The organism is Aeromonas sp. QDB68 (assembly GCF_027707405.1).
In the GTDB taxonomy this organism is placed as follows: Bacteria; Pseudomonadota; Gammaproteobacteria; order Enterobacterales; family Aeromonadaceae; genus Aeromonas; species Aeromonas caviae.
In genome coordinates, this window is the sequence record NZ_JAPCIQ010000027.1 from 1 (window position 1) to 20,509 (window position 20,509).

The 20,509-nt window shown below is 63.4% G+C and carries 19 protein-coding genes; 10 read left to right on the forward strand and 9 right to left on the reverse strand.

The genetic code is table 11. The features are described 5' to 3' along the window. Positions 1–458: 458 nt before the first annotated feature. Both glpG and glpE read right to left on the reverse strand, forming a co-directional pair. A complete protein-coding gene (gene glpG / locus PG892_RS10440) occupies positions 459–1,292 on the reverse strand; it encodes a rhomboid family intramembrane serine protease GlpG (protein WP_264787855.1) in 834 nt (277 codons plus the stop codon). A gap of 29 nt (positions 1,293–1,321) precedes the next feature. Continuing rightward, a complete protein-coding gene (gene glpE / locus PG892_RS10445; RefSeq protein WP_005307320.1) occupies positions 1,322–1,645 on the reverse strand; it encodes a thiosulfate sulfurtransferase GlpE in 324 nt (107 codons plus the stop codon). A 163-nt stretch (positions 1,646–1,808) separates the two neighbouring features. On the opposite strand from glpE, the gene PG892_RS10450 reads away from it, so the two are divergent. Further along, positions 1,809–2,402: a LysE family translocator gene (locus tag PG892_RS10450; protein WP_232092720.1), complete on the forward strand. Its 594-nt coding sequence runs from the start codon at positions 1,809–1,811 to the stop codon at positions 2,400–2,402. Here the strand turns inward: PG892_RS10450 and PG892_RS10455 are convergent. The 6 genes from PG892_RS10455 to PG892_RS10480 form a co-directional block, all read right to left on the reverse strand. Beyond that, positions 2,381–3,226: a helix-turn-helix transcriptional regulator gene (locus PG892_RS10455; RefSeq protein ID WP_134997275.1), complete on the reverse strand. Its 846-nt coding sequence runs from the start codon at positions 3,224–3,226 to the stop codon at positions 2,381–2,383. The two genes, PG892_RS10450 and PG892_RS10455, sit on opposite strands and share 22 nt — an antisense overlap. A gap of 82 nt (positions 3,227–3,308) precedes the next feature. After that, positions 3,309–4,010: an ABC transporter ATP-binding protein gene (locus PG892_RS10460; RefSeq protein WP_010672380.1), complete on the reverse strand. Its 702-nt coding sequence runs from the start codon at positions 4,008–4,010 to the stop codon at positions 3,309–3,311. 10 nt (positions 4,011–4,020) lie between these two features. After that, on the reverse strand, positions 4,021–4,794 hold the full coding sequence (gene livG, locus PG892_RS10465; protein ID WP_010672381.1) for a high-affinity branched-chain amino acid ABC transporter ATP-binding protein LivG: 774 nt from the start codon (positions 4,792–4,794) through the stop codon (positions 4,021–4,023). Beyond that, on the reverse strand, positions 4,791–6,059 hold the full coding sequence (locus tag PG892_RS10470; RefSeq protein WP_039041002.1) for a high-affinity branched-chain amino acid ABC transporter permease LivM: 1,269 nt from the start codon (positions 6,057–6,059) through the stop codon (positions 4,791–4,793). Before PG892_RS10470 ends, livG begins: the two co-directional genes overlap by 4 nt. Positions 6,060–6,141: 82 nt before the next feature. Further along, positions 6,142–7,068 carry a high-affinity branched-chain amino acid ABC transporter permease LivH gene (gene livH / locus PG892_RS10475; protein ID WP_010672383.1) on the reverse strand — a complete coding sequence of 309 codons (927 nt, stop codon included), beginning with the start codon at positions 7,066–7,068 and terminating at the stop codon, positions 6,142–6,144. A gap of 66 nt (positions 7,069–7,134) precedes the next feature. Further along, a complete protein-coding gene (locus PG892_RS10480) occupies positions 7,135–8,256 on the reverse strand; it encodes a branched-chain amino acid ABC transporter substrate-binding protein (protein WP_039041003.1) in 1,122 nt (373 codons plus the stop codon). A 435-nt stretch (positions 8,257–8,691) separates the two neighbouring features. Between PG892_RS10480 and PG892_RS10485 the strand changes: the two genes are divergently transcribed. Next, positions 8,692–9,696, forward strand: a complete 1,005-nt coding sequence (locus tag PG892_RS10485; RefSeq protein ID WP_010672385.1) for a substrate-binding domain-containing protein — start codon at positions 8,692–8,694, stop codon at positions 9,694–9,696. A gap of 83 nt (positions 9,697–9,779) precedes the next feature. On the opposite strand, the gene norR is transcribed toward PG892_RS10485, so the two are convergent. Continuing rightward, on the reverse strand, positions 9,780–11,306 hold the full coding sequence (norR, locus tag PG892_RS10490; RefSeq protein ID WP_171865792.1) for a nitric oxide reductase transcriptional regulator NorR: 1,527 nt from the start codon (positions 11,304–11,306) through the stop codon (positions 9,780–9,782). A 170-nt stretch (positions 11,307–11,476) separates the two neighbouring features. On the opposite strand from norR, the gene norV reads away from it, so the two are divergent. The 8 genes from norV to PG892_RS10530 all read left to right on the forward strand — a co-directional run bounded on the left by norV (position 11,477) and on the right by PG892_RS10530 (position 20,490). Then, positions 11,477–12,961 (forward strand): anaerobic nitric oxide reductase flavorubredoxin, encoded by a 1,485-nt coding sequence (gene norV, locus PG892_RS10495; protein ID WP_210556768.1) that lies wholly within the window; start codon positions 11,477–11,479, stop codon positions 12,959–12,961. Beyond that, on the forward strand, positions 12,958–14,124 hold the full coding sequence (norW, locus tag PG892_RS10500) for an NADH:flavorubredoxin reductase NorW (RefSeq protein WP_143238238.1): 1,167 nt from the start codon (positions 12,958–12,960) through the stop codon (positions 14,122–14,124). Before norV ends, norW begins: the two co-directional genes overlap by 4 nt. A 51-nt stretch (positions 14,125–14,175) precedes the next feature. After that, positions 14,176–14,514 carry a DUF1971 domain-containing protein gene (locus tag PG892_RS10505; protein WP_210556767.1) on the forward strand — a complete coding sequence of 113 codons (339 nt, stop codon included), beginning with the start codon at positions 14,176–14,178 and terminating at the stop codon, positions 14,512–14,514. Between the two features lie 122 nt (positions 14,515–14,636). Further along, the gene (locus PG892_RS10510; RefSeq protein ID WP_052814748.1) at positions 14,637–15,854 is read left to right on the forward strand and encodes a 4Fe-4S binding protein; all 1,218 of its coding nucleotides are present in this window, start codon (positions 14,637–14,639) and stop codon (positions 15,852–15,854) included. Positions 15,855–16,042: 188 nt separating this feature from the next. Beyond that, on the forward strand, positions 16,043–16,114 hold the full coding sequence (tnaC, locus tag PG892_RS22635) for a tryptophanase leader peptide (protein ID WP_223302601.1): 72 nt from the start codon (positions 16,043–16,045) through the stop codon (positions 16,112–16,114). Between the two features lie 206 nt (positions 16,115–16,320). Then, complete coding sequence (gene tnaA, locus PG892_RS10520; RefSeq protein WP_210556763.1) at positions 16,321–17,787, forward strand: tryptophanase; 1,467 nt, start codon at positions 16,321–16,323, stop codon at positions 17,785–17,787. A 69-nt stretch (positions 17,788–17,856) separates the two neighbouring features. Beyond that, positions 17,857–19,071: an aromatic amino acid transporter gene (locus tag PG892_RS10525; RefSeq protein WP_210556761.1), complete on the forward strand. Its 1,215-nt coding sequence runs from the start codon at positions 17,857–17,859 to the stop codon at positions 19,069–19,071. 198 nt (positions 19,072–19,269) lie between these two features. Beyond that, positions 19,270–20,490 (forward strand): aromatic amino acid transporter, encoded by a 1,221-nt coding sequence (locus PG892_RS10530; RefSeq protein WP_128272389.1) that lies wholly within the window; start codon positions 19,270–19,272, stop codon positions 20,488–20,490. The last annotated feature ends 19 nt before the right edge of the window (positions 20,491–20,509 follow it).

The following is a 20,509-nucleotide window of genomic DNA, read 5'->3' on the forward strand; positions in this document are numbered from 1 at the left end:
CAGGGCGGTGAAGATATCAAAGACCCGTTTTCCGGTAAATCGCAATGCGGCTCCGCTTAAGTGAACAGCATTGCGCCCCTTGGGGCGGCGTTTTTTTATGGCAAATCGGCTCAGGCTGGCCTGTGGTGCCTGTCCAGCCAGCCCTGGGCAAGGCCGATCAGCAGGCCTGCCAGGTGAGCCATGTTGGTGGTCGCTTTGGTTACCGAGCAGTTTCCGGCAACCAGGCCTCACCCCGGCCTGTGGTGTCTGTCCAGCCAGCCCTGGGCAAGGCCGAGCAGGCCCGCCAGGTGAGCCATGTTGGCGGTCGCTATGGTTGCCGAGCAGTTGCCGACAACCAGGCCTCACCCCGGCCTGTGGCGCCTGTCCAGCCAGCCTTGGGCAAGGCCGACCAGCAGACCCGCCAGGTGAGCCATGTTGGTGGTCGCTTTGGTTGCCGAGCCGTTGCCGGCAACCAGGCCTCACCCCGGCCTGTGGTGCCTGTCCAGCCAGCCTTGGGCAAGACCGACCAGCAGGCCGACCAAATGGGCCATGTTGGCGGTGGGGGTACCGAGCATGTCCAGGAAGCCGAGCGCCAGCCAGACCAGCATGAAGCCCATCAGGGCTGGCGGCATGGCGAGGCCGCAATCCGGTTGCAGCCTGGTTCGCAGCCAGCTGTAGCCGAGCAGGGCATAGACCACCCCGGAGAGGCCGCCAAAGCGCGGGCCGCTGACAAAGAACTCGGCGATATTGGGCAGGGCCGCCCCGATGATGAGCAGGATGAACAGCTTGCCGCTGCCGAGGCGTTGCTCTATCTGGCCACCGAGATACCACCACCACAACAGGTTGAACACCAGGTGCAGCACCGAGAAGTGGATGAAGGCCGGGGTGACGTAGCGCCAGGCCTGCCAGTCGGTGAACTGGGCCAGGGTGGGATGGAAGGCGAGCTCGTCGAAGATGGGTAGGCCGATGGCATCCAGAGCGTAGATGGCCAGGCAGGCGATGATAACCACCAGGGTCAGAGGGCCCGCCTGGTGGAGGAAATCGGTGACCGGATCCGTCATCCCCTTGCTGTAGTCGATCCGGGCATCGGCATGGCCGGATTGCCAGGAGGCCTCCATGTAGCGGGGATGATTGGGTTCGCTCAGGAAGCGTTTGACCTCCTGCTGGGCCTGGGCGAGGCGCCGTTCGTCCGCCAGCCAGACCGAGACGCCGAGCTCGGACTGGGTCAGCTCGCACGGAATGCCCAGGGTGGCGAGATAATCCACCAGCGCCTGGGCCATGCGGGCGTCACCCAGCACCAGCAGCTGGATCATGCCGGTCGAGGAGGTGCGACCCGCCTCTGTCATGCGTCCCCCGCCTGGATGGGGAACTCCCTGCGCCAGGCCTCGAAACCGCCATCCAGGCTATAGACCTCGTCATAGCCTTGTTGCAGCAGGTACTGGGCCGCCCCCTGGCTGCTGTTGCCGTGATAGCACATCACGATGACGGGGGTATCGAAGTCCACCTCGTTCATAAAGCGAACCAGGGTGCCGTTGGTGAGGTGGAAGGCGCCGACCGCGTGGGCCGTCTCGAAGGATTGGGGATCGCGAATGTCCACGAGACGGGCTTCGCCTGCGCTCAGCTTCTGGTGGGCATCATGGGCGCTGATATGGGCAAACTGGTCCATTGAGATGTCCTGAAAATGGAAGGTTGAAGGGCAGTTTACCGCAAGCGGCGGTTTGCGCTAAGTGTGCAATGGAGGCGGCATCGAGGGGATCGCAATTTTCTTCAATATCGTGCCGCCCGGGCCGGGTAGGCTCGGGCTTCCCTCAATTGAACGAGCATCATCCATGGAATTCAGTCTGCTGTTATCCATGGCCGGGTTTGCCCTGGCCATGTCCATCTCCCCGGGGCCGGTGAATCTGGTCGCCCTTGGCACCGGCGCCCGGTACGGTTTCACGGCCAGCCTGCGCCACGTGGTGGGGGCCACCCTCGGCTTCATCCTGCTGCTCCTGCTGATGGGGCTGGGTCTTGGCGGCGCCCTGTCCCGCTGGCCTGTGGCGCTGGGGGCCATTCACTGGGGCGGCGTGCTCTTTCTCGGCTGGATGGCCTGGCAGTTGCTGGTGGACAGCGGCGAGGTGAAGGAAGTAGAGGGTGTGCCCCCCGCCTTCTGGTACGGGGCCTTGATGCAGTGGCTCAATCCCAAGGCCTGGCTCGCCGCCAGCATGGGGATGGGAGCCTATGGGATCGCGGGCGGCATGAGCCAGATCGCTTTCTTTACCGGCATCTATCTGGTGATCTGCCTCGGCTCCATCGCCTGCTGGGCCTATGCGGGCAGCCGATTGCAGGGGTGGCTGGTCTCTCCTCGCCGGTTGCGCTGGTTCAATCGGGCCATGGCGCTCTTGCTGCTGCTCAGCGCCGCCTATCTGGTGCGCTCGTCCTGAGGGACGAGCTGCGCTCTGTACTGGCCCGGGGTGGCGGCCACCCGGCGTTTGAACTGGCGCTGGAAGTGGGCCTGATCGGCAAAACCGCTGGCAAGGGCCACTTCCGCCAGGGGCTGCCCCTGGCGCAGCAGGGTGCGGGCGTGGCGAATGCGCTGATCGAGCAGGTAGGCGTGGGGCGTCATGCCGTAGTGGCGGCTGAAGGCGCGCACGAAGTGGGAAGGGGTAAGCCCGGCCACCGCACTCAGCTGCGCCAGGGTGAGGGCGCAGGCACTCTCGTCCTGCATCAGCTCGGCGGCTCGCTGCAGGTGCCGGGGAGGGCGGTCATCCCACTTGGCCGGGGTGAGCCTGGCCAGAAGCTGGCGGCTGAAGAGGTGGCAGGCCACTTCGCGAGCCAGGGGATCCGGCTCCTCTACCAGTTGCCGGTGAAGCCGGCAGAGCCCCTGGTAGAGCAGGGGATCCCGGCTTGCGGTCATGTCGAAGGGGCGAAACGCGTTGCCGAGCCCGGCCTCCTCCTGCTGGCGCTGCAACCAGAGGTTGTCGATGTAGAACATCAGATAGGACCAGGGCTGGTCAGCGACGGGATTGCAGGCATGCACCTCTTCCGGGTTCATCAGCACCAGGCTGCCGCGGCCGACCTCTTGCAGGCTGCGCTGGTTGAGGTAGTGGCTGTGGCCGCCGGTGATGGCACCGATGGAGAAGTGGGGGTGGCTGTGCTTGTCATAGCAGACGCGCCGGCCATCCTGCACCGCCCGCGCCTCGATGAAGGGCAGGGCGGGATCGTGCCAGAAGTGGTGCTGATCCTGCGTCGCCCGCGCACGGCTCACAATGTGCTCCTCGGCGGGGGGCTGTTCCCCTGCCGGGCTCGGGGAGCGCGGCAGGGGAAGGGTGACGATGGTTGCTGCATCCTCAGCCGCCGAGATAGGCCTGGCGGACGGCGGGGTTGGCCAGCAGGGCTTCTCCCGTGTCTTGCAGCACCACCCGGCCGTTCTCCAGCACATAGCCGCGATCCGCCAGCTTGAGCGCCTGGTTCGCGTTCTGCTCCACCAGGAAGATGGTCATCCCCTTCTGGCGCAGTTGCTCTATGGTGTCGAAGATCTGCTGGATGACGATGGGCGCCAATCCGAGGGAGGGTTCATCCAGCAGCAGCAGGCGCGGCTTGCTCATCAGGGCGCGGCCGATGGCCAGCATCTGCTGCTCGCCGCCGGACATGGTGCCTGCCCGCTGCTCCAGCCGCTCGTGCAGGCGGGGGAACAGGGTAAAAATCTGATCCAGCAGGCCGCGCTGCTCCGCCTTGTCGACGAAGAAGGCCCCCATCAGCAGGTTCTCCTCCACCGTGAGGCGGGCGAAGATGCGGCGCCCCTCCGGCACCACGGCGATGTCTTTGCGCATGATGCGGGCGGTGGTGAGAGAGTCTATCTGCTCCCCCTCGAACCAGATGCTGCCGCTGCTGGGCTTGGGTTCGCCGCACAGTGTCATCAGCAAGGTGGTCTTGCCGGCGCCGTTGGCGCCGATCAGGGTGACGATTTCCCCCTCTTTTACCTCGACGCTGACGTCGTGCAGCGCCTGGATCTTGCCGTAGTGGGTCGATACGTTGCGAAGTTCTAACATCTTTTTGTCCTTACGACTCGCCCAGATAGGCCTTGATCACCGCCGGATTGCTGCGGATTTCGTCCGGTTTGCCGTGGGCCAGCGGGGTGCCCTGGTTGACCACGAAGATGCGGTTGGAGATCTCCATCACCAGCTTCATGTCGTGCTCGATCAGCAGCACCGAGACCCCGAACTCGTCCCTCAGGTTGGAGATGAGCTCGTTGAGCTCGTCGGTCTCCTTGGGGTTGAGGCCTGCGGCCGGTTCATCGAGCATCAGCAGTTCGGGCCGGGTCGCCATGCAGCGGGCGATCTCGAGGCGGCGCTGCTGGCCGTAAGCCAGGTTGCCCGCGGCGCGGTTGGCGAGATCCTTGAGGCCCACCTTTTCCAGCCAGAAGGCGGACTGCTCCAGCCCCTCTTTCTCGGCACGGCGGAAAGAGGGGGTCTTGAACAGGCCGGCGATGAAGCCGGTATTGAGATGCCTGTGCTGGGCCACCAGCAGGTTTTCCACCGCAGTCATCTCCTTGAACAGGCGCACGTGCTGGAAAGTCCGCACAATGCCCTTGCGGGCGATGAGGTGGCCGGGCAACCCCTGGATCTCCTCACCCTTGTAGCGAATGACACCGCCACTCGGGCGATAGAAGCCGGTCAGGCAGTTGAAGATGGTGGTCTTGCCCGCCCCGTTGGGGCCGATGATGGAGATCACCTCCCCCTTTTCCACATCCAGCTTGACGCCGTTGACTGCGAGCAGGCCACCAAAGCGCATCGACAGATCTGAGACATCCAACAATGGTTGATTGTTGCTCATTTACGCAGCTCCATATGGGGTCGACTCATGGGCAGCAGTCCCTGCGGCCGCCAGATCATCATGAATACCATCAAGAGACCGAACATCAGCATGCGATATTCGTTGAACTCGCGGGCGAGCTCCGGCAGCACCGTCATCACGATGGCCGCCAGCACCACCCCGATCTGGGATCCCATGCCTCCCAGCACCACAATCGCAAGGACGATGGCCGACTCGATAAAGACGAAGGATTCCGGGCTGATGAAGCCCTGGCGGGAGGCGAAGAAGCTGCCGGCAAAGCCCGCGAAGCAGGCGCCTATGGTGAAGGCGGTCAGCTTGATGATGGTGGGGTTGAGCCCCAGGGACTTGCAAGCGATCTCGTCTTCCCGCAGCGCCTCCCAGGCACGGCCGAGCGGCATGCGCAGCAGGCGGTTGATGACGAACAGGGTCGCCACTACCAGCACCAGGGCCATCAGGTAGAGGAAGATCACCTTGTGGTTGGCGTTGTAGGCGATGCCGAAGAAGTCGTGGAAGGTGCCAAAGCCCCCATCCTTGACGGTGCGGTTGAACTCGAGCCCCCCCAGGGTCGGTTTCGGAATGCCGGAGATCCCGTTCGGACCGCCGGTCAGGGTGGTCATGTTGTTGAGCAGGATGCGGATGATCTCGCCAAAGCCCAGGGTGACGATGGCCAGGTAGTCCCCCCGCAGCCGCAGCACCGGGAACCCGAGCAGGAAGCCGAAGGTGGCCGCCAGCAGACCTGCGATGGGCAGACACTCCCAGAAGCTCAGACCGAAGTAGGTGTTGAGCAGGGCGTAGCTGTAGGCGCCGACCGCATAGAAGCCGACATAGCCGAGGTCGAGCAGACCGGCGAGGCCCACCACCACGTTCAGTCCCAGCCCCAGCATGATGTAAATCAGGGTGAGGGTGGCCAGATCGATGGCGCCGCGAGAGGCCATGAAGGGCCAGCTCACCGCAAACAGCAGCACCAGCACGGCGGTGAGGTTATAGAGCTTGGGGGCCTCTTCGGGGCTTGGCAGCACCAGCTTGGTGAAGCCGACGGAGAAGCCGCTTATGGAGGCCTGGAACAGCCGGCTTATCTGGCCGCGCAGCATCTGGAACCAGAAAACGATGGTGGCGCCCCCCAGCAGCCAGGCCAGCGACACATCGAGGCGGCTCACCACCAGCAGGCGGGAGCCATCGGTCTCCAGCTTGAAGCCGAGCAGCCAGAAGGAGAGCACCAGCAGCACCAGGCTGGCGATGCAGGCATGGATAAATTGACGTTTCATCAGACTTTCTCCACTTCCGGACGGCCGAGAATGCCAGTGATGGTCATGAACAGCAGCACGAGGGCATGCATAGATTGGTTTTTCATACCTTCTCGACCTCCGGACGACCCAGGATGCCGGTGGGCATGAAGAGCAACACGAAGATGAGCAGGGCGAACGCCATCACATCCTTGTACTCGGTGCTGAGATAGCCCGCGGTGAGCGCTTCCACCACGCCGAGCAGCAGGCCGCCCAGTACGGCACCGGGAATGCTGCCGATGCCGCCCAATACCGCGGCGGTGAAGGCCTTCAAGCCCGCCATGAAGCCGAGATAGGGGTTGATGACACCGTAGTACATGCCGAGCAGCACCCCCGCGACGGCGGCCAGGGCGGCCCCCAGCACGAAGGTGATGGAGATGACCACGTGGGTGTCTATCCCTAACAGGTTGGCCATCTTGATGTCTTCGGAACAGGCTCGGCAGGCACGCCCCATGCGGGAGCGGCCGATGAACTGGGTCAACGCCAGCATGGTGACGAAGGTCACCACGAAGATGATGAGCTGCATGTAGGAGAGGCTGGCCTGGAAGCCATCCTCGCCGCCGAGGGTCCAGCCCCCGGAGATCAGAGTGGGCATGGCGATGTCACGCGAGCCCTGGGCCATCCGCATCATGTTCTGCAGGAAGATCGACATGCCGATGGCGGAGATGAGGGGGATCAGGCGGTTGCCGCCCCGCAGCGGACGATAAGCCACCCGCTCTATGGACCAGCCATAGCTGCCGGTGATGATGATGCTGACCAGGAAGGCGCCCCCCAGCAGCAGCACGGTGCTGTCGATGCCCATCATCATGAGCCCGGCCATCACCATGAAGGCGACATAGGAGCCGATCATGTAGACCTCGCCGTGGGCGAAGTTGATCATGCCGATGATGCCGTAGACCATGGTGTAGCCGATGGCGATCAACGCATAGGTGCTGCCTATGGTCAATCCGTTCAGCAACTGCTGAACCAGATAAAGAAGGTGTTCGGACATACCGCGTTCCCTGTGTACTTGCCCGCAAAGAAAGGAGGGGTGACTCACGTCACCCCGACCGGCAGATTATTTGAGTTGAGTGGAGGTACCGTCGGCGTGCCACTGGAACACACCGAACTCGAAGCCTTTCAGGTCACCGTTCGGTGCCCAGGTCAGGGGGCCCATCACGGTGTCGATCGGTGCGGCCTTGATGGCGGCAGCGACGGCAGCCGGATCATCCTCGCCCGCCTTGGCGATACCGGCCGCCAGGGCCTGCATGGCGGCGTAGGTGGTCCAGACGAACGGACCGGAGGAGTCCTGACCCTTGGCCTTGAACGCTTCTACGATGGGGGCGTTGGCCGGCACCAGGTCATATTTGTTCGGCAGGGTCACCAGCAGGCCTTCGGAAGCCGGGCCGCCGATGGCGGAGATGTCCTTGTTGCCCACGCCTTCCGGACCCATGAACTTGGCCTTCAGACCCTTCTCGCCAGCCTGGCGCAGGATCAGACCCAGCTCCGGGTGGTAGCCGCCGTAGTAGACGAAGTCGACGTTCTCTTTTTGCAGCTTGGCGATCAGGGCGGAGAAGTCCTTGTCGCCGGCGGTGATGCCCTCATAGGCAACGACCTTGACGCCGGCCTTGTCCAGCGCGGCTTTCACGCTGGAGGCGATGCCTTCACCGTACTGTTTCTTGTCGTGGATGACGGCCACGCGCTGGGGTTTGACCTGCTCGATGATGTACTTGGCGGCGGTCGGGCCCTGGTCGCTGTCCAGACCGATGGTACGCAGGGTCAGCTGGTAACCGCGCTCGGTGATCTTGGGGTTGGTGGAGGCGGGGGTGACCATCAGGACCCCTTCATCTTCATAGATGTCGGAGGCGGGCAGGGTGTTGTCGGAGCAGAGGTGGCCGACCACGAACTTGACGCCGTCGTTGATTACCTTGTTGGCGATGGCCACGGCCTGCTTGGGATCGCAGGCATCATCATAGATGACGGCTTCGATCTGCTTGCCCTTGATGCCGCCCGCCTTGTTGATCTGCTCGACCGCCATCTTGCCGCCGGTGAACTGCATGTCACCGTACTGGGCGACCGGGCCGGTCAGGGGGCCGGCGATGCCGATCTTGATGGTATCGGCCGCATTGGCCATGGAAACTGATCCAAACAGAGCCAAAGAAACCGCTGCTCTGACTGCCATTTTGCTGAAGTTATGCATTGATTCGTCCCTTAATCAGTGAATTGTTTCATTTTATGCACGTCATTCCGAGCCTGTGTCCCGCCAGCCCGGCGATAGATAAGGTTCTATCATTCCTCGCCGGGCAATAACAAGATGTTAAAGATACTAACCGGAGCAGGTGTGAGAGGGGTTTTGTGAAACTAACACGCAGTTTATTGCTGTTTACTGGAGTTTAATGTCGTCAAGGTGGTGCAACATACAGATAACAAATTGTCATGGTGACAATTTCCAGAGTAAAAAACTGACGATATTTCATTCTGCGTCCGCTCTCATTTTGACCAAAATCCGTTTGCGCAAAAAGAAATGACCGCATAGATTAGCCAGCATTGATAATTCACTGGCAGCGCCCGTTAAAACCAAGCCTTTATTCGGGAAATCTGCTACTGTTCCGCCTTTGTTATTCAGGAGACAGAGATGGCAACTATCAAGGATGTCGCCTCGCGCGCAGGCGTATCCATCTCCACCGTCTCACATGTACTCAATCACACCCGTCGGGTCAGCGAAGACGCAACCCAGAAAGTGCTTGAGGCGGTGGCAGAGCTGAACTACGCGCCCAACTCGGTGGCGCGCAGTCTCAAGATCAATTCGACCAAGACCATTGGCATGCTGGTGACCACCAGTGCCAACCCCTTCTTCGCGGAAGTGGTACAGGGGGTGGAAGCCTACTGCTTCGAGCAGGGTTACAGCCTGATCCTGTGCAACACCGAGAACCAGCCGCCCCGCCAGCAGCACTATCTGCGCATGCTGATGGAGAAGCGGGTCGACGGTCTGCTGGTGCTGGGGACCGATATCGACACCCAGTTCAGGGACATGCTGCGTATCCACAAAAACGTGCCGCAAGTGGTGCTGGACTGGGGCAACGAGTGCGATTTCGCCAACGTGATCAACGACAACGCCCGCATCGGCGCGCGTCTGGCGGTGCGCCATCTGCTGGAGCAGGGCCACACCAACATCGTCTGCATCACCGGCCATCTCGCCAAGCCGACCACCCAGCAACGGCTGGACGGGGTGCGCGATGCCCTGGCTGAACAGGGGATGACCCTGAAAGAAGAGCAGATCTTCGAAGGGGACTACGAGAGCCAGAGCGGCTTCGATGCCATGCAGCGCATCCTGGCCCTCACCCCTCGCCCGACCGCGGTCTTTGCCTTCGACGATCCCATGGCCATCGGTGCCATCTGCGCCGCCTGGGAGGCCGGGGTCAAGGTGCCGGACGATATCTCCATGATCGGCTATGACGATGTGGAGATGGCGCGCTTCTCCAGCCCGCCGCTCACCACCATCCGCCACCCCAAGGCCGAGCTCGGTCTGCTGGCGGTGCAACAACTGGTGAGCCGGATCCGCAACAAGGAGCTGGAAGTGGAGTCCATGACGGTGCAGCCCGAGCTCATTGTCCGCCGCTCGGTCAAGTCCCTGCGCTGACGGCGCCACGGGTGCCATGAACAAGAAACCCCCTCGCCAGCGAGGGGGTTTCTGTTTTTGGGCCCCTCTCGAATCTGGGGGCGTCAGGCCTTGAGGCCGAGCCGCCTGGCGAGGCGGTGCAGGTTGCCGCCGTCCAGATCCAGCGCCCGGGCGGTGGCGGCCCAGTTGCCGTCATGGGCCGTCAGGGTCTGCTCGATGAGCTGGCGCTGGAACAGATCGGTGGCGGCGCGAAGGCCAAGGTCGGCAATGGCCGGGGAGGCGGGCTGGCTGACGGTGTCGGCGGGCAGGGATGAGCCCGTCGGTCCCAGGTTGAAGTGGTGGGGTTCCAGGGTCGGCGAGGGGCTCCCCTGTTCGGCCCTGGCCAGCACGGCGGCGCGGTGGATGGCGTGCTCCAGCTCCCGCACGTTGCCGGGCCAGTCGTGGCGCTCGAGCAGTTGCAGCGCTTGTGGCTGGATACGCAGCCGCTCCAGCCCCAGGCCGAGCCGGCAGCGCTCGCAAAAGTAACCGGCCAGCAGGGGAATGTCGCCTGGGCGTTCCCGCAGTGCCGGGGCGTGGATCGGGAAGACGCTCAGCCGGTGGTAGAGGTCGGCCCGAAACTGCCCCTCGACCACCGCCTGCTTCAGATCCCGGTTGGTGGCCGCCAGGATACGCACATTCACCTTGAGCGGGGTGTCGTCACCGATCCGCTGCAGATCGCCGTATTGCAGCACCCGCAGCAGCTTGGCCTGCAGCGCCAGGGAGAGCTCCCCTATCTCGTCGAGAAACAGGGTGCCCTTGTCCGCGAGCTCGAACTTGCCCGCCCGATTGTGGATGGCGCCGGTGAAGGCCCCCTTCACGTGACCGAACAGCTCGCTCTCGGCCACGGATTCGGGCAGGGCGGCGCAGTTGAGGTAGACCAGCGGGGCCTTGGCACGCTGGGAACCGCCATGCACCGCCTTGGCGATCAGCTCCTTGCCGACCCCCGTCTCCCCCAAAATCAGCACGTTCAGCTCCGAGCTTGCCACCACGTCTATCTCGTGGCGCAACCGGGCCATGGCGGGGGAGTGGCCTATCATCTCCGGCTGCTCAGGGCCGGGCCGGGTGCCGGGGACCAGGGGCTCGCTGCTCTGGCGGGCGAGCCGCTCCAGCAGCAGGGCGTTGTCGAGGGCGGCGGCGGCCAGGGCCCCCACCAGACGCAGCTCCTCGTCGCTGATGCCGTCGAACTGGGCCGGGTTCATGCCGTCTATGGTCAGGGCGCCGATCAGCGCCTGATCCGAGAAGAGCGGCAGGCCGACGCAGGCGTGCACCTTGAAGTCGTCGTGATCCGGCAGCAGGCCGTCATAGGGGTCGGGCAGGGCGCTGTCGGCAGGGAAGCGCACCACATCCCCGGCGCGGGCGATGGCCTCGAGGCGCGGGTGATCCTTGAGGGCGAAGCGGCGCCCCAGCACGTCCTGCATCAGGCCGTCGATGGCCAGCGGGATGAACTGGCCCCCCTCGTAGCGCAGCAGGGCCGAGGCATCCGATTTCAGCAGGCTGCGCACGCTCTGGATCAGACGGTGGAAGCGGTCCTGATGGGAGATGCCGAGTTGCAGGTCGAGGGCGATGCGTGCCAGGCTGTCGGTCGAGATCACGATAATTGTCCAAATGACAGTATATTTGTGATTATGACTATAAATGTGTGGTGTCTTAATGACAATGGTTGATATGAGAAACCATTAAAAACAATGAGTTACAGGTTGGCACGTCCGCTGCAATAGCTGGTTTAGTCGAACATACACTATTGCATCCGAGGAACTGCCTGATGAGCATTCACGTCAAGAACAACATCCACTGGGTCGGCCAACGGGACTGGGAGGTACGCGACTTCCACGGCACCGAGTACAAGACCCACAAGGGCACCAGCTACAACAGCTACCTCATCCGCGAAGGGAAAAACGTGCTGATCGACACCGTCGATCACAAGTTCAGCCGGGAGTTCGTGCAGAACCTGGCGGCCGAGATCGATCTCGCCGCCATCGACTACGTGGTGATCAACCACGCCGAGGAGGATCACGCCGGCGCCCTGACCGAGCTGATGGCCCGTATCCCCGGCACCCCCATCTACTGCACCCACAACGCCATCGATTCCATCACCGGCCATCATCACCACCCGGAGTGGAACTTCCACCCGGTCAAGACAGGTGACAGCCTGGACATCGGCAACGGCAAGCAGCTGGTATTCATCGAGACCCCCATGCTGCACTGGCCCGACAGCATGATGACCTACATGACCGAGGATGCGGTGCTCTTCTCCAACGACGCCTTCGGCCAGCACTACTGCGACGAGCACCTGTTCAACGACGAGGTGGATCAGAGCGAGCTGATGGAGCAGTGCCAGCGCTACTACGCCAACATCCTCACCCCCTTCAGCCCCCTGGTGACCGCCAAGATCAAGGAAGTGCTCGGCTTCAACCTGCCGGTGAGCATGGTGGCCACCTCCCACGGCATCGTCTGGCGCGAGGACCCCACCCAGATCATCCTGAAATACCTGGAGTGGGCCGACCACTATCAGGAAGACCGCATCACCCTCTTCTACGACTCCATGTCCAACAACACTCGCATGATGGCCGACGCCATCGCCCAGGGCATCCACGAGGTGGACCCCGGCGTGGCGGTGAAGATCTACAACGTGGCCCGCCACGACAAGAACGAGATCCTGACCCAGGTGTTCCGCTCCAAGGGGATACTGGTGGGCTCCTCCACCATGAACAACGTCATGATGCCCAAGGTGGCGGGCATGCTCGAAGAGATCACCGGCCTGCGTTTTCGCAACAAGCGCGCCTCGGCCTTCGGCAGTTACGGCTGGACCGGTGGCGCGGTGGACCGGATCCAGACCCGATTGATGGACGCAGGCTTTGACATCAGCATCTCTCTCAAGGCCAAGTGGCGGCCGGATGGCTCGGCGCTGGCTGAATGCCGCGAGCATGGTCGCCAGCTCGCCCGTCAGTGGGCGTTGCACCCGCTGGACGCACCCCGCCCGATCACCACAACCCAGACAACCGTGACGCCCGTCCCCGCGATGCCTGCTGTTGAGCCGCAAGCCGCAGCGGCCGCCGCCGAATGGGATGACGACCAGGCCATGCTCTGCACGGTCTGCCAGTGGGTCTATGACCCGGCCCAGGGCGAGCCGGATCAGCTGGTGGCGCCGGGCACCCCCTGGGCCCAGGTGCCGGACAGTTTCCTCTGCCCCGGCTGCGGCATCGGCAAGGAGGTATTTGAACCCTGCGCCGTGGAGGCCTGTGTATGAGCGCAGCAACGCAGAGTGACGCCGGCATCAGCCGGGAGATAGTGGTGATCGGCAGCGGCTTCGCTGCCCAGCAACTGGTCAAGAGCCTGCGCAAGCTTAACGCCGAGCAGCCCATCCGCCTCATCACCGCCGACAGCGGCGATGAGTACAACAAGCCCGACTTGAGCCACGTGGTGAGTCGGGGCTGCCCTGCCGCAGCCATGACCCGTCAGAGCGGCAGCGATTTTGCCGAGCAGCAGCGCATCGCGCTGCTGCCCCACTGCCCGGTGCATGGCATCGACCCTGCCCGGCGGTTGGTGCTGACCGAGCAGGGGGAATTCCCCTACGGCAAGCTGGTGCTGGCCACCGGGGCGAGCGCGGTGCGCCCCGATCTGCCGGGCAGCGAACACCTGGTCACCCTCAACAGCCAGCAGGAGTACGCCGCCATCGAGGCGCAACTGCGCCAGGCCCGCCGCATCCTGGTGCTGGGGGCGGGGCTCATCGGCTGCGAGCTGGCGATGGACATGGCGAGCGCAGGAAAAGAGGTGACGCTGGTGGATCTGGCCGACAGCCCCTTAAGCGCCCTGCTGCCCGCCGCCCTGACCGAGCCGCTGCAACAGGCCCTGCGCAGCCAGGGGGTCAGCCTGCAGTTCGGGACGGGTCTCGCCAGGATAGATGCCCAGCCGGGGGATGGCTGGCGCGTCACCCTGACCGATGGGCGCATCAGCGAGCAGGATCTGGTGATCGCCGCGATCGGCCTGCGGCCGAATCTGGCCCTGGCCCGTGGGGCCGGGCTGGCAGTGGAGCGCGGCATCCTGGTCGATGATCGGCTGCAGACCAGCGATCCCCACATCTTCGCCCTGGGGGATTGCGTGCAGTGGCAAGGTCAGCTGCTCCCCTTCCTGCAACCCATAGTGCTGGGGGCCAATGCGCTGGCGCGCACCCTGCTCGGCACACCGACCCCGCTGGCCCTGCCGCCCATGCTGGTGAAGGTGAAGACGCCGCGCTACCCGCTGCAACTGGCGGGTCGTACCCGGGGTGAAGATCTCGCCTGGCAGTGCCGCTGGAACAGCCACGGCATGGTGGCCGAGGCGCACGGCGAAGATGGCAAGCTGTGCGGCTTCGTGGTGGGGGGCGACCAGATGAGCGCCGCCTTCCCGCTGCTGCGTCAGCTGCCCCGTTGAACCATTAATAGCCGAAGGCCGGGCTGACCCGGCCACTCGAGGAGAACCGATATGGCCATGCAACTGATCCCGTCTCACTGGGTGGTACGCCGTTCCACCCCCTTTTTCACCCGCCAGAACGTGCCCCAGGCCCTGCTCACCCACCACAACACCGCGGCCGGGGTGTTCGGCCAGCTCTGCGTGATGGAGGGAACCGTCACCTATCACGGCTTTGCCGACGAACATGCCGAGGAGCCCGAGGTGAGCCTGGTGATCCGGGCCGGGGAGTTTGCCACCAGCCCGCCCCAGTACTGGCACAGGGTTGAGCTGTCGGAGGATGCCCGCTTCAACATCCACCTCTGGGCCGAGCAGGCCGAATCCGACCAGCCGCTGTTCCACAGCCGCAAATAACGGGGTTTAAGGCTGAGGGGGCGGAGCGGGCAAATGCCCCCTCTGCCCATGCAGATCAAAATCATCAACTCAGATGTTGGTTATCCTGCCCCCTCGATTCGGATGAGCACTGTGAGGGAAGCATGAGCCTGTTGGAAGCCCTGACCATGACCTCGGGTCTGGTCTATCTGGTTCTGTTGTTGTGGCAGGGCCGCAGCGGTTGGGGCTGGACGCTCTCTCTGCTGTTGGCCGCCGCGCTCTGGCTGCTGGTGGCGGATTCGGTACTCTGGCTCGCACTGGGGCTGGTGGCCACGACCCTGGCGCTCTGGCTGCGCTATCGCCCCCTACTCATGCTGGCCCACATAGACAGTCAACGTCTCAGAACGGCCACCAGGCAGCTATTGCTGCTGTGTTGGGTGTTGGTGGCGGTTCAATATGTTGTTCATATCGGACAGTTGGGGCTGGGGATGACCCCCTGGCTGGTGCGCCCCGACGTGGTGGACGGTTTCCTGCCCATCGCAGGTGGTCTCGGGCTGCGGGCCTGGCTCGGGCAGGGGCTGACGGACCCCCACCACCCGGCGGCCACCGTCACCGTGCTGGTGCTCTCCCTGTCGGCCCTGCTGCTGGGTCGGGCGTTTTGTGCCTGGTTCTGCCCGCTCGGGCTGGTGGGGGAGTGGCTGCACGGCCTGCGCTCGCGCCTGTTGCCGGGGGAGTGGACCCCGCCGCGCTGGCTCGATGCCGTGTTGCGCGGCCAGAAGTTTCTGGTGCTCGGCTTTCTGCTCTTCATCATATTGCTGGCGGTACCCGCCGCCGCCCTGCCCGGCTACCTCGCCAGCCCCTACCATCAGGCGGCGGACATGAAGATGGGGGCCTTCTTCTTCAACCTGACCCTGATCTCGGGCCTGTGCCTTGGCTGGGTGCTGCTGCTCACCGCCACCTTCCGGCAAGGGTTCTGTCGCTACCTCTGCCCCTACGGCGCCTGGTTCGCCCTGCTCGGCCTGCTGACCCCACTGCGCATTCGCCGCGACCCGGCCCGCTGCCTGCGAAGTGCGGGCCACGACTGCGACAAGTGCAGCCGGGCCTGCCCCTCGCGCATCCAGGTGCACCAGCTCATCGCGGTGCGCAATCTCGAGTGCACCAGTTGCCAGAGCTGCGTGGCCGCCTGCCCCAAGCGGGCCGATGCCCTGCATCTTGGCACGCAAGGGCAGCGACTCGCCCCCCGCCAACTGCTGGGGCTGCTCTGTCTGTTGCTGCTGGTGTTGCCGCTGCTCGCTTACGGCTTGCTGGATCTCTGGGTCAGCCAGACACCGATCCCTGACCGCTACGAGTTGTTGCAGCGGCTGCCCTGGCTGAGCCACTGAGGGGGAAAGGGCAAAAGGTGGATGATGGGGGGATCTTTCGGATTGGCGATAATAAGCTGTATAAAAATCCCCCGCCAAATTGTTAGCGCCATCCCACTTTGCTCATATTGCAATTGATCATATAGCGCTCCCCACCATAATGGGTGCTGTTATTTGGCGTTGTTAATATCAATTGGATGAGCAACAACATGAATATCAAGGTCAGCTATCCCAAGTGGTTTACCCTGGACCATAAAATCGCGTTCTTCTTCCCGCTGTAATATCCCTGCGGTGCCGCTGCATTTCCATAAATGCAATGCATCCGTCTGAATACCTAATCTGAAGTAGTCTGCACCTGTCTTCGCCTGTTTATTCTGGCGAGGCGATGTCGTGCATCCATTTCCCAATATTTCCCACCTGCCGGACATTCTATTTTCGGCGGGGGAAGAGACTCATTTTGAATATTTAAATCTGGGGTGTTTATATTATGGAAAACTTCAAGCATCTGCCCGAACCCTTCCGTATTCGTGTCATCGAGCCGGTCAAGCGCACCACCCGTGCCTATCGGGAAGAGGCCATTGTCCGGGCGGGCATGAACCCCTTCCTGCTGGACAGCGAAGACGTCTTCATCGACCTGCTGACCGACAGCGGCACCGGCGCCATCACTCAGGACATGCAGGCCGCCATGCTGCGCGGTGACGAGGCCTACAGCGGCAGCCGCAGCTACTATGCCCTGCAACAGGCGGTGCAGGAGATCTTCGGCTACTCCCTGACCATCCCCACTCATCAGGGGCGCGGCGCCGAGCAGATTTACATCCCCGTGCTCATCAAGAAGCGGGAGCAGGAGAAGGGGCTGGATCGCAAGAAGATGGTGGCCCTCTCCAACTACTTCTTCGACACCACCCAGGGCCACACCCAGATCAACTGCTGCATGGCGAAGAACGTCTACACCAGGGAGGCGTTCGATACCTCGGTCACCGCCGACTTCAAAGGAAACTTCGATCTGGTGAAGCTGGAAGAGGCCATCCTGGAGGCGGGCCCCGCCAATGTGCCCTACATCGTCAGCACCATCACCTGCAACTCCGCCGGGGGGCAGCCGGTCTCCATTGCCAACCTGAAGGCGGTGTACGAGATCGCCAGAAAGTACGACATCCCGGTCATCATGGACTCCGCCCGCTTCGCCGAGAACGCCTACTTCATCCAGCAGCGGGAGCCCGGCTACGCGAACTGGACCATCGAGGAGATCACCAGAGAGTCCTACAAGTACGCCGACGGCCTCGCCATGTCGGCGAAGAAGGATGCCATGGTGCAGATGGGGGGGCTGCTGTGCTTCAAGGATGACAGCATGCTGGACGTCTACACCGAGTGCCGCACCCTGTGCGTGGTGCAGGAGGGCTTCCCGACCTATGGCGGCCTGGAAGGGGGCGCCATGGAGCGCCTGGCGGTGGGCCTGCGGGACGGCATGCGCCAGGACTGGCTGGCCTATCGCATCGGCCAGGTGCAGTACCTGGTTGACGGGCTGGAGGCCATCGGCGTGGTGTGCCAGCAGGCGGGGGGCCATGCGGCCTTCGTGGATGCGGGCAAGCTGCTGCCCCACATCCCGGCGGATCAGTTCCCGGCCCACGCCCTGGCCTGCGAGCTCTACAAGGTCGCCGGCATCCGCGCGGTGGAGATAGGTTCCCTGCTGCTGGGGCGCGACCCCGCCACCGGCAAGCAGCACCCCTGCCCGGCGGAGCTGCTGCGCCTGACCATCCCCCGTGCCACCTATACCCAGACCCACATGGACTTTGTCATCGAGGCCTTCGGCGAGGTGAAGAAGAACGCCCACCGGGTGAAGGGGCTGGACTTCATTTACGAGCCGGCCGTGCTGCGGCACTTCACCGCCAGACTGAAAGAGGTCGAGCATAACGACCCGTCAGCCGGCAAGACGCAGAAAAAATTGATAGAAGCATAACGAGTCAGGGGCACAGATTTTTCTGTGCCCTTTTTTTCACTGCTCTGTGAAAGATTTGGAGTGACACACATGACATCAACACCGTCCGTCATCGGAGGGGCCTGCATCATTGCCAGCGTCTGTGTCGGTGCCGGCATGCTGGGGCTGCCGAGCGCGGGAGCCGGGGCCTGGACCAGCTGGTCAACCCTCGCCATCATTCTCACCATGGTCATCATGACGGTTTCAGGCTGGATGCTGCTGGAAGCCCTGAAACCCTACGCATTGACTGCCTCCTTCAACTCGGTGACCAAGGATCTGCTCGGTCACAGGATCAATCTCTTCAACAACCTCACCGTCTATTTCGTGGGCGGCATTTTGCTCTATGCCTACATCACCTCGTCGGGTCTCATCCTGGGCGGCCTGCTGGGCATCAATAGCCAGCTGGCCTCGGTGTTGTTTGTGCTGGTGTTCTCCTGGTTTGTCTGGCATTCGACCCGGGCGGTGGACAGGATTTCGGTCGTCCTGATCGTCTTTATGGTGCTGAGCTTCATGTTCGGGGTCTCCGGGCTTGCCAGCAAGGTCGACACCGCCAAGCTGTTCAACTCCTTTGCCGAGGAGCTGGGCCGCGCCCCTTACGTCCTGGCCATGTTGCCGGTGGCGCTCACCTCGTTTGGCTACCACCATTCGGTCGCCTCGATGCGCGCCTATTACGGTGAGGAGCAGAAAGCCAGGCAGGCGATCCTGGGGGGGACCCTGATCGCCCTGGCGCTCTATCTGCTGTGGTTGCTCAGCATCTTCGGCAACCTGCCTCGTCCCGCCTTCGGCCCCGTCATCGCCAAGGGGGGCGACGTGGATGTGCTGCTTGGGGCGCTGGCCTCGGTGATCGAGTCCAGGCAGGTCTCCCAGGCCATCAACCTCTTCTCCATGGCGGCCATCCTCTCCTCCTTCATCGGGGTGGGGCTCGGGGTGTTCGACTATCTGGCGGATCTGTTCCGGTTCGACAACAGCCGCCGGGGGCGGGCCAAATCCTGGGCGGTGACCTTCCTGCCCCCCCTGGCGCTCTCCCTGATGTTCCCGTTCGGCTTCGTGGTGGCCATCGGCTATGCCGGGGCTGCGGCGACCGTCTGGGCCTGCATCATCCCGGCCCTGCTGGCGAAGAAGTCCCGGGAGCTGACCCCGGACGAGGCGGGGTTCAAGGCCCCCGGCGGCCAGCCCATGGTGGTGGCCGTCATCGTCTTCGGGGTGCTTACCGCCATCTTCCACCTGATGGCCATGGCGGGTCTGCTGCCCGTCTATACCGGTTGACCCTGGTGTGCTGAACCTGGCCCCATCCCGAACATATTCCACGGATGGGGCGCAGGGTCCGGCCCGTTTCCCCCCATTTCCCCTCCGGATTTGATACCCGAAGGCATGCAGGGTAAAGTCCCCCGGCGCCAGCAGTGGCGAACGCAGGAGAAGCACGGCGGTGTGCCGTGACCAGTCGACAATCCGTTTGGGGGAGTAATGGAACAGAAACCATCGTTGGTGGGCGGGGCATGCATCATTGCCGGCGTCTGTGTGGGGGCCGGCATGCTGGGGTTGCCGAGTGCGGGGGCGGGCGCCTGGACCCTCTGGTCCATGCTCGCGGTGGCACTGACCATGGTGGTGATGACGGTCTCCGGCTGGATGCTGCTGGAGTCCTATCGGGGCTATCCCCTGCGCGTCTCCTTCGATACCGTGACCCGGGATCTGCTGGGGGAGAAGGTCAACGCCCTCAACAATCTCAGCGTTTATTTCGTCGGCGGCATCCTGCTCTATGCCTACATCACCTCGGCCGGTCTCATCATCGACGGCATGACGGGGATGGGCAGCCAGTGGGCGTCCGTGCTCTTTACCCTGGCCTTCTCCCTGCTGGTGTGGCACTCCACCCGGGCGGTGGACCGCATCTCGGTGTTGCTGGTGATCCTGATGGGGCTGAGCTTTGCCTTCGGCATCTCGGGCCTGTCGATGAACGTGCGCCTCGATCTGCTGCTCGACCGGGTGGGCAGCGAAGTGAGCTACGCCCCCTATGCCCTGGTGATGCTGCCGGTGGCGCTCACCTCGTTCGGCTACCACCATTCGGTCTCCTCCATGCGCGCCTACTACGGTGAAGAGCGCCGCGCCAGCCGCGCCATTCTGGGGGGCACCCTGATCGCGCTCGCGTTTTACCTCATCTGGCTGGTGAGCGTCTTTGGCAACCTGCCCCGCAGCGAGTTCGGCCCGGTGATCGCGGAGGGGGGCAACGTGGATGCTCTGCTCAAGGCTCTCGGTTCGGTGATCGAGTCCAAGGCGGTGGCCAGCGCCCTCAACGCCTTCTCTATGGCGGCCATCCTCTCCTCCTTCATCGGGGTGGGGCTCGGGGTGTTCGACTACCTGGCGGATCTGTTCAAGTTCGACAACAGCCGGGGTGGCCGCGCCAAGTCCTGGGCGGTGACCTTCCTGCCGCCCCTGGTGCTCTCCTTGCTGTTCCCGTTCGGCTTCCTGGTGGCCATCGGCTATGCGGGCGCCGTGGCGACCCTGTGGACCTGCATCATCCCGCCCCTGCTGGCCTGGAAGGTGCGGGCGGCCCGGCGCGAAGAAGGTGGCGAGGGCTTCCGCGCCCCCGGCGGCCTCTTCATGATCGTCCTGGTGATCCTGTTCGGCGTGCTGACCGCCGCCTTCCACCTGCTCAACATGGTGGACCTGCTGCCCGCCTACAATGGCTGAGCCGTTACCCGGGTCGCAG

What these genes read in the sequence shown, in the direction of transcription:
- glpG (WP_264787855.1), bottom strand. Translation starts at nt 1,292, where the DNA reads ATGATCCAGCTGCTGGTGCTGGGTGACGCCCGCATGGCCCAGGCGCTG.
- glpE (WP_005307320.1), bottom strand. Translation starts at nt 1,645, where the DNA reads ATGGACCAGTTTGCCCATATCAGCGCCCATGATGCCCACCAGAAGCTG.
- PG892_RS10450 (WP_232092720.1), top strand. Translation starts at nt 1,809, where the DNA reads ATGGAATTCAGTCTGCTGTTATCCATGGCCGGGTTTGCCCTGGCCATG.
- PG892_RS10460 (WP_010672380.1), bottom strand. Translation starts at nt 4,010, where the DNA reads ATGTTAGAACTTCGCAACGTATCGACCCACTACGGCAAGATCCAGGCG.
- livG (WP_010672381.1), bottom strand. Translation starts at nt 4,794, where the DNA reads ATGAGCAACAATCAACCATTGTTGGATGTCTCAGATCTGTCGATGCGC.
- PG892_RS10470 (WP_039041002.1), bottom strand. Translation starts at nt 6,059, where the DNA reads ATGAAACGTCAATTTATCCATGCCTGCATCGCCAGCCTGGTGCTGCTG.
- livH (WP_010672383.1), bottom strand. Translation starts at nt 7,068, where the DNA reads ATGTCCGAACACCTTCTTTATCTGGTTCAGCAGTTGCTGAACGGATTG.
- PG892_RS10480 (WP_039041003.1), bottom strand. Translation starts at nt 8,256, where the DNA reads ATGCATAACTTCAGCAAAATGGCAGTCAGAGCAGCGGTTTCTTTGGCT.
- PG892_RS10485 (WP_010672385.1), top strand. Translation starts at nt 8,692, where the DNA reads ATGGCAACTATCAAGGATGTCGCCTCGCGCGCAGGCGTATCCATCTCC.
- norV (WP_210556768.1), top strand. Translation starts at nt 11,477, where the DNA reads ATGAGCATTCACGTCAAGAACAACATCCACTGGGTCGGCCAACGGGAC.
- norW (WP_143238238.1), top strand. Translation starts at nt 12,958, where the DNA reads ATGAGCGCAGCAACGCAGAGTGACGCCGGCATCAGCCGGGAGATAGTG.
- PG892_RS10505 (WP_210556767.1), top strand. Translation starts at nt 14,176, where the DNA reads ATGGCCATGCAACTGATCCCGTCTCACTGGGTGGTACGCCGTTCCACC.
- PG892_RS10510 (WP_052814748.1), top strand. Translation starts at nt 14,637, where the DNA reads ATGAGCCTGTTGGAAGCCCTGACCATGACCTCGGGTCTGGTCTATCTG.
- tnaA (WP_210556763.1), top strand. Translation starts at nt 16,321, where the DNA reads ATGGAAAACTTCAAGCATCTGCCCGAACCCTTCCGTATTCGTGTCATC.
- PG892_RS10525 (WP_210556761.1), top strand. Translation starts at nt 17,857, where the DNA reads ATGACATCAACACCGTCCGTCATCGGAGGGGCCTGCATCATTGCCAGC.
- PG892_RS10530 (WP_128272389.1), top strand. Translation starts at nt 19,270, where the DNA reads ATGGAACAGAAACCATCGTTGGTGGGCGGGGCATGCATCATTGCCGGC.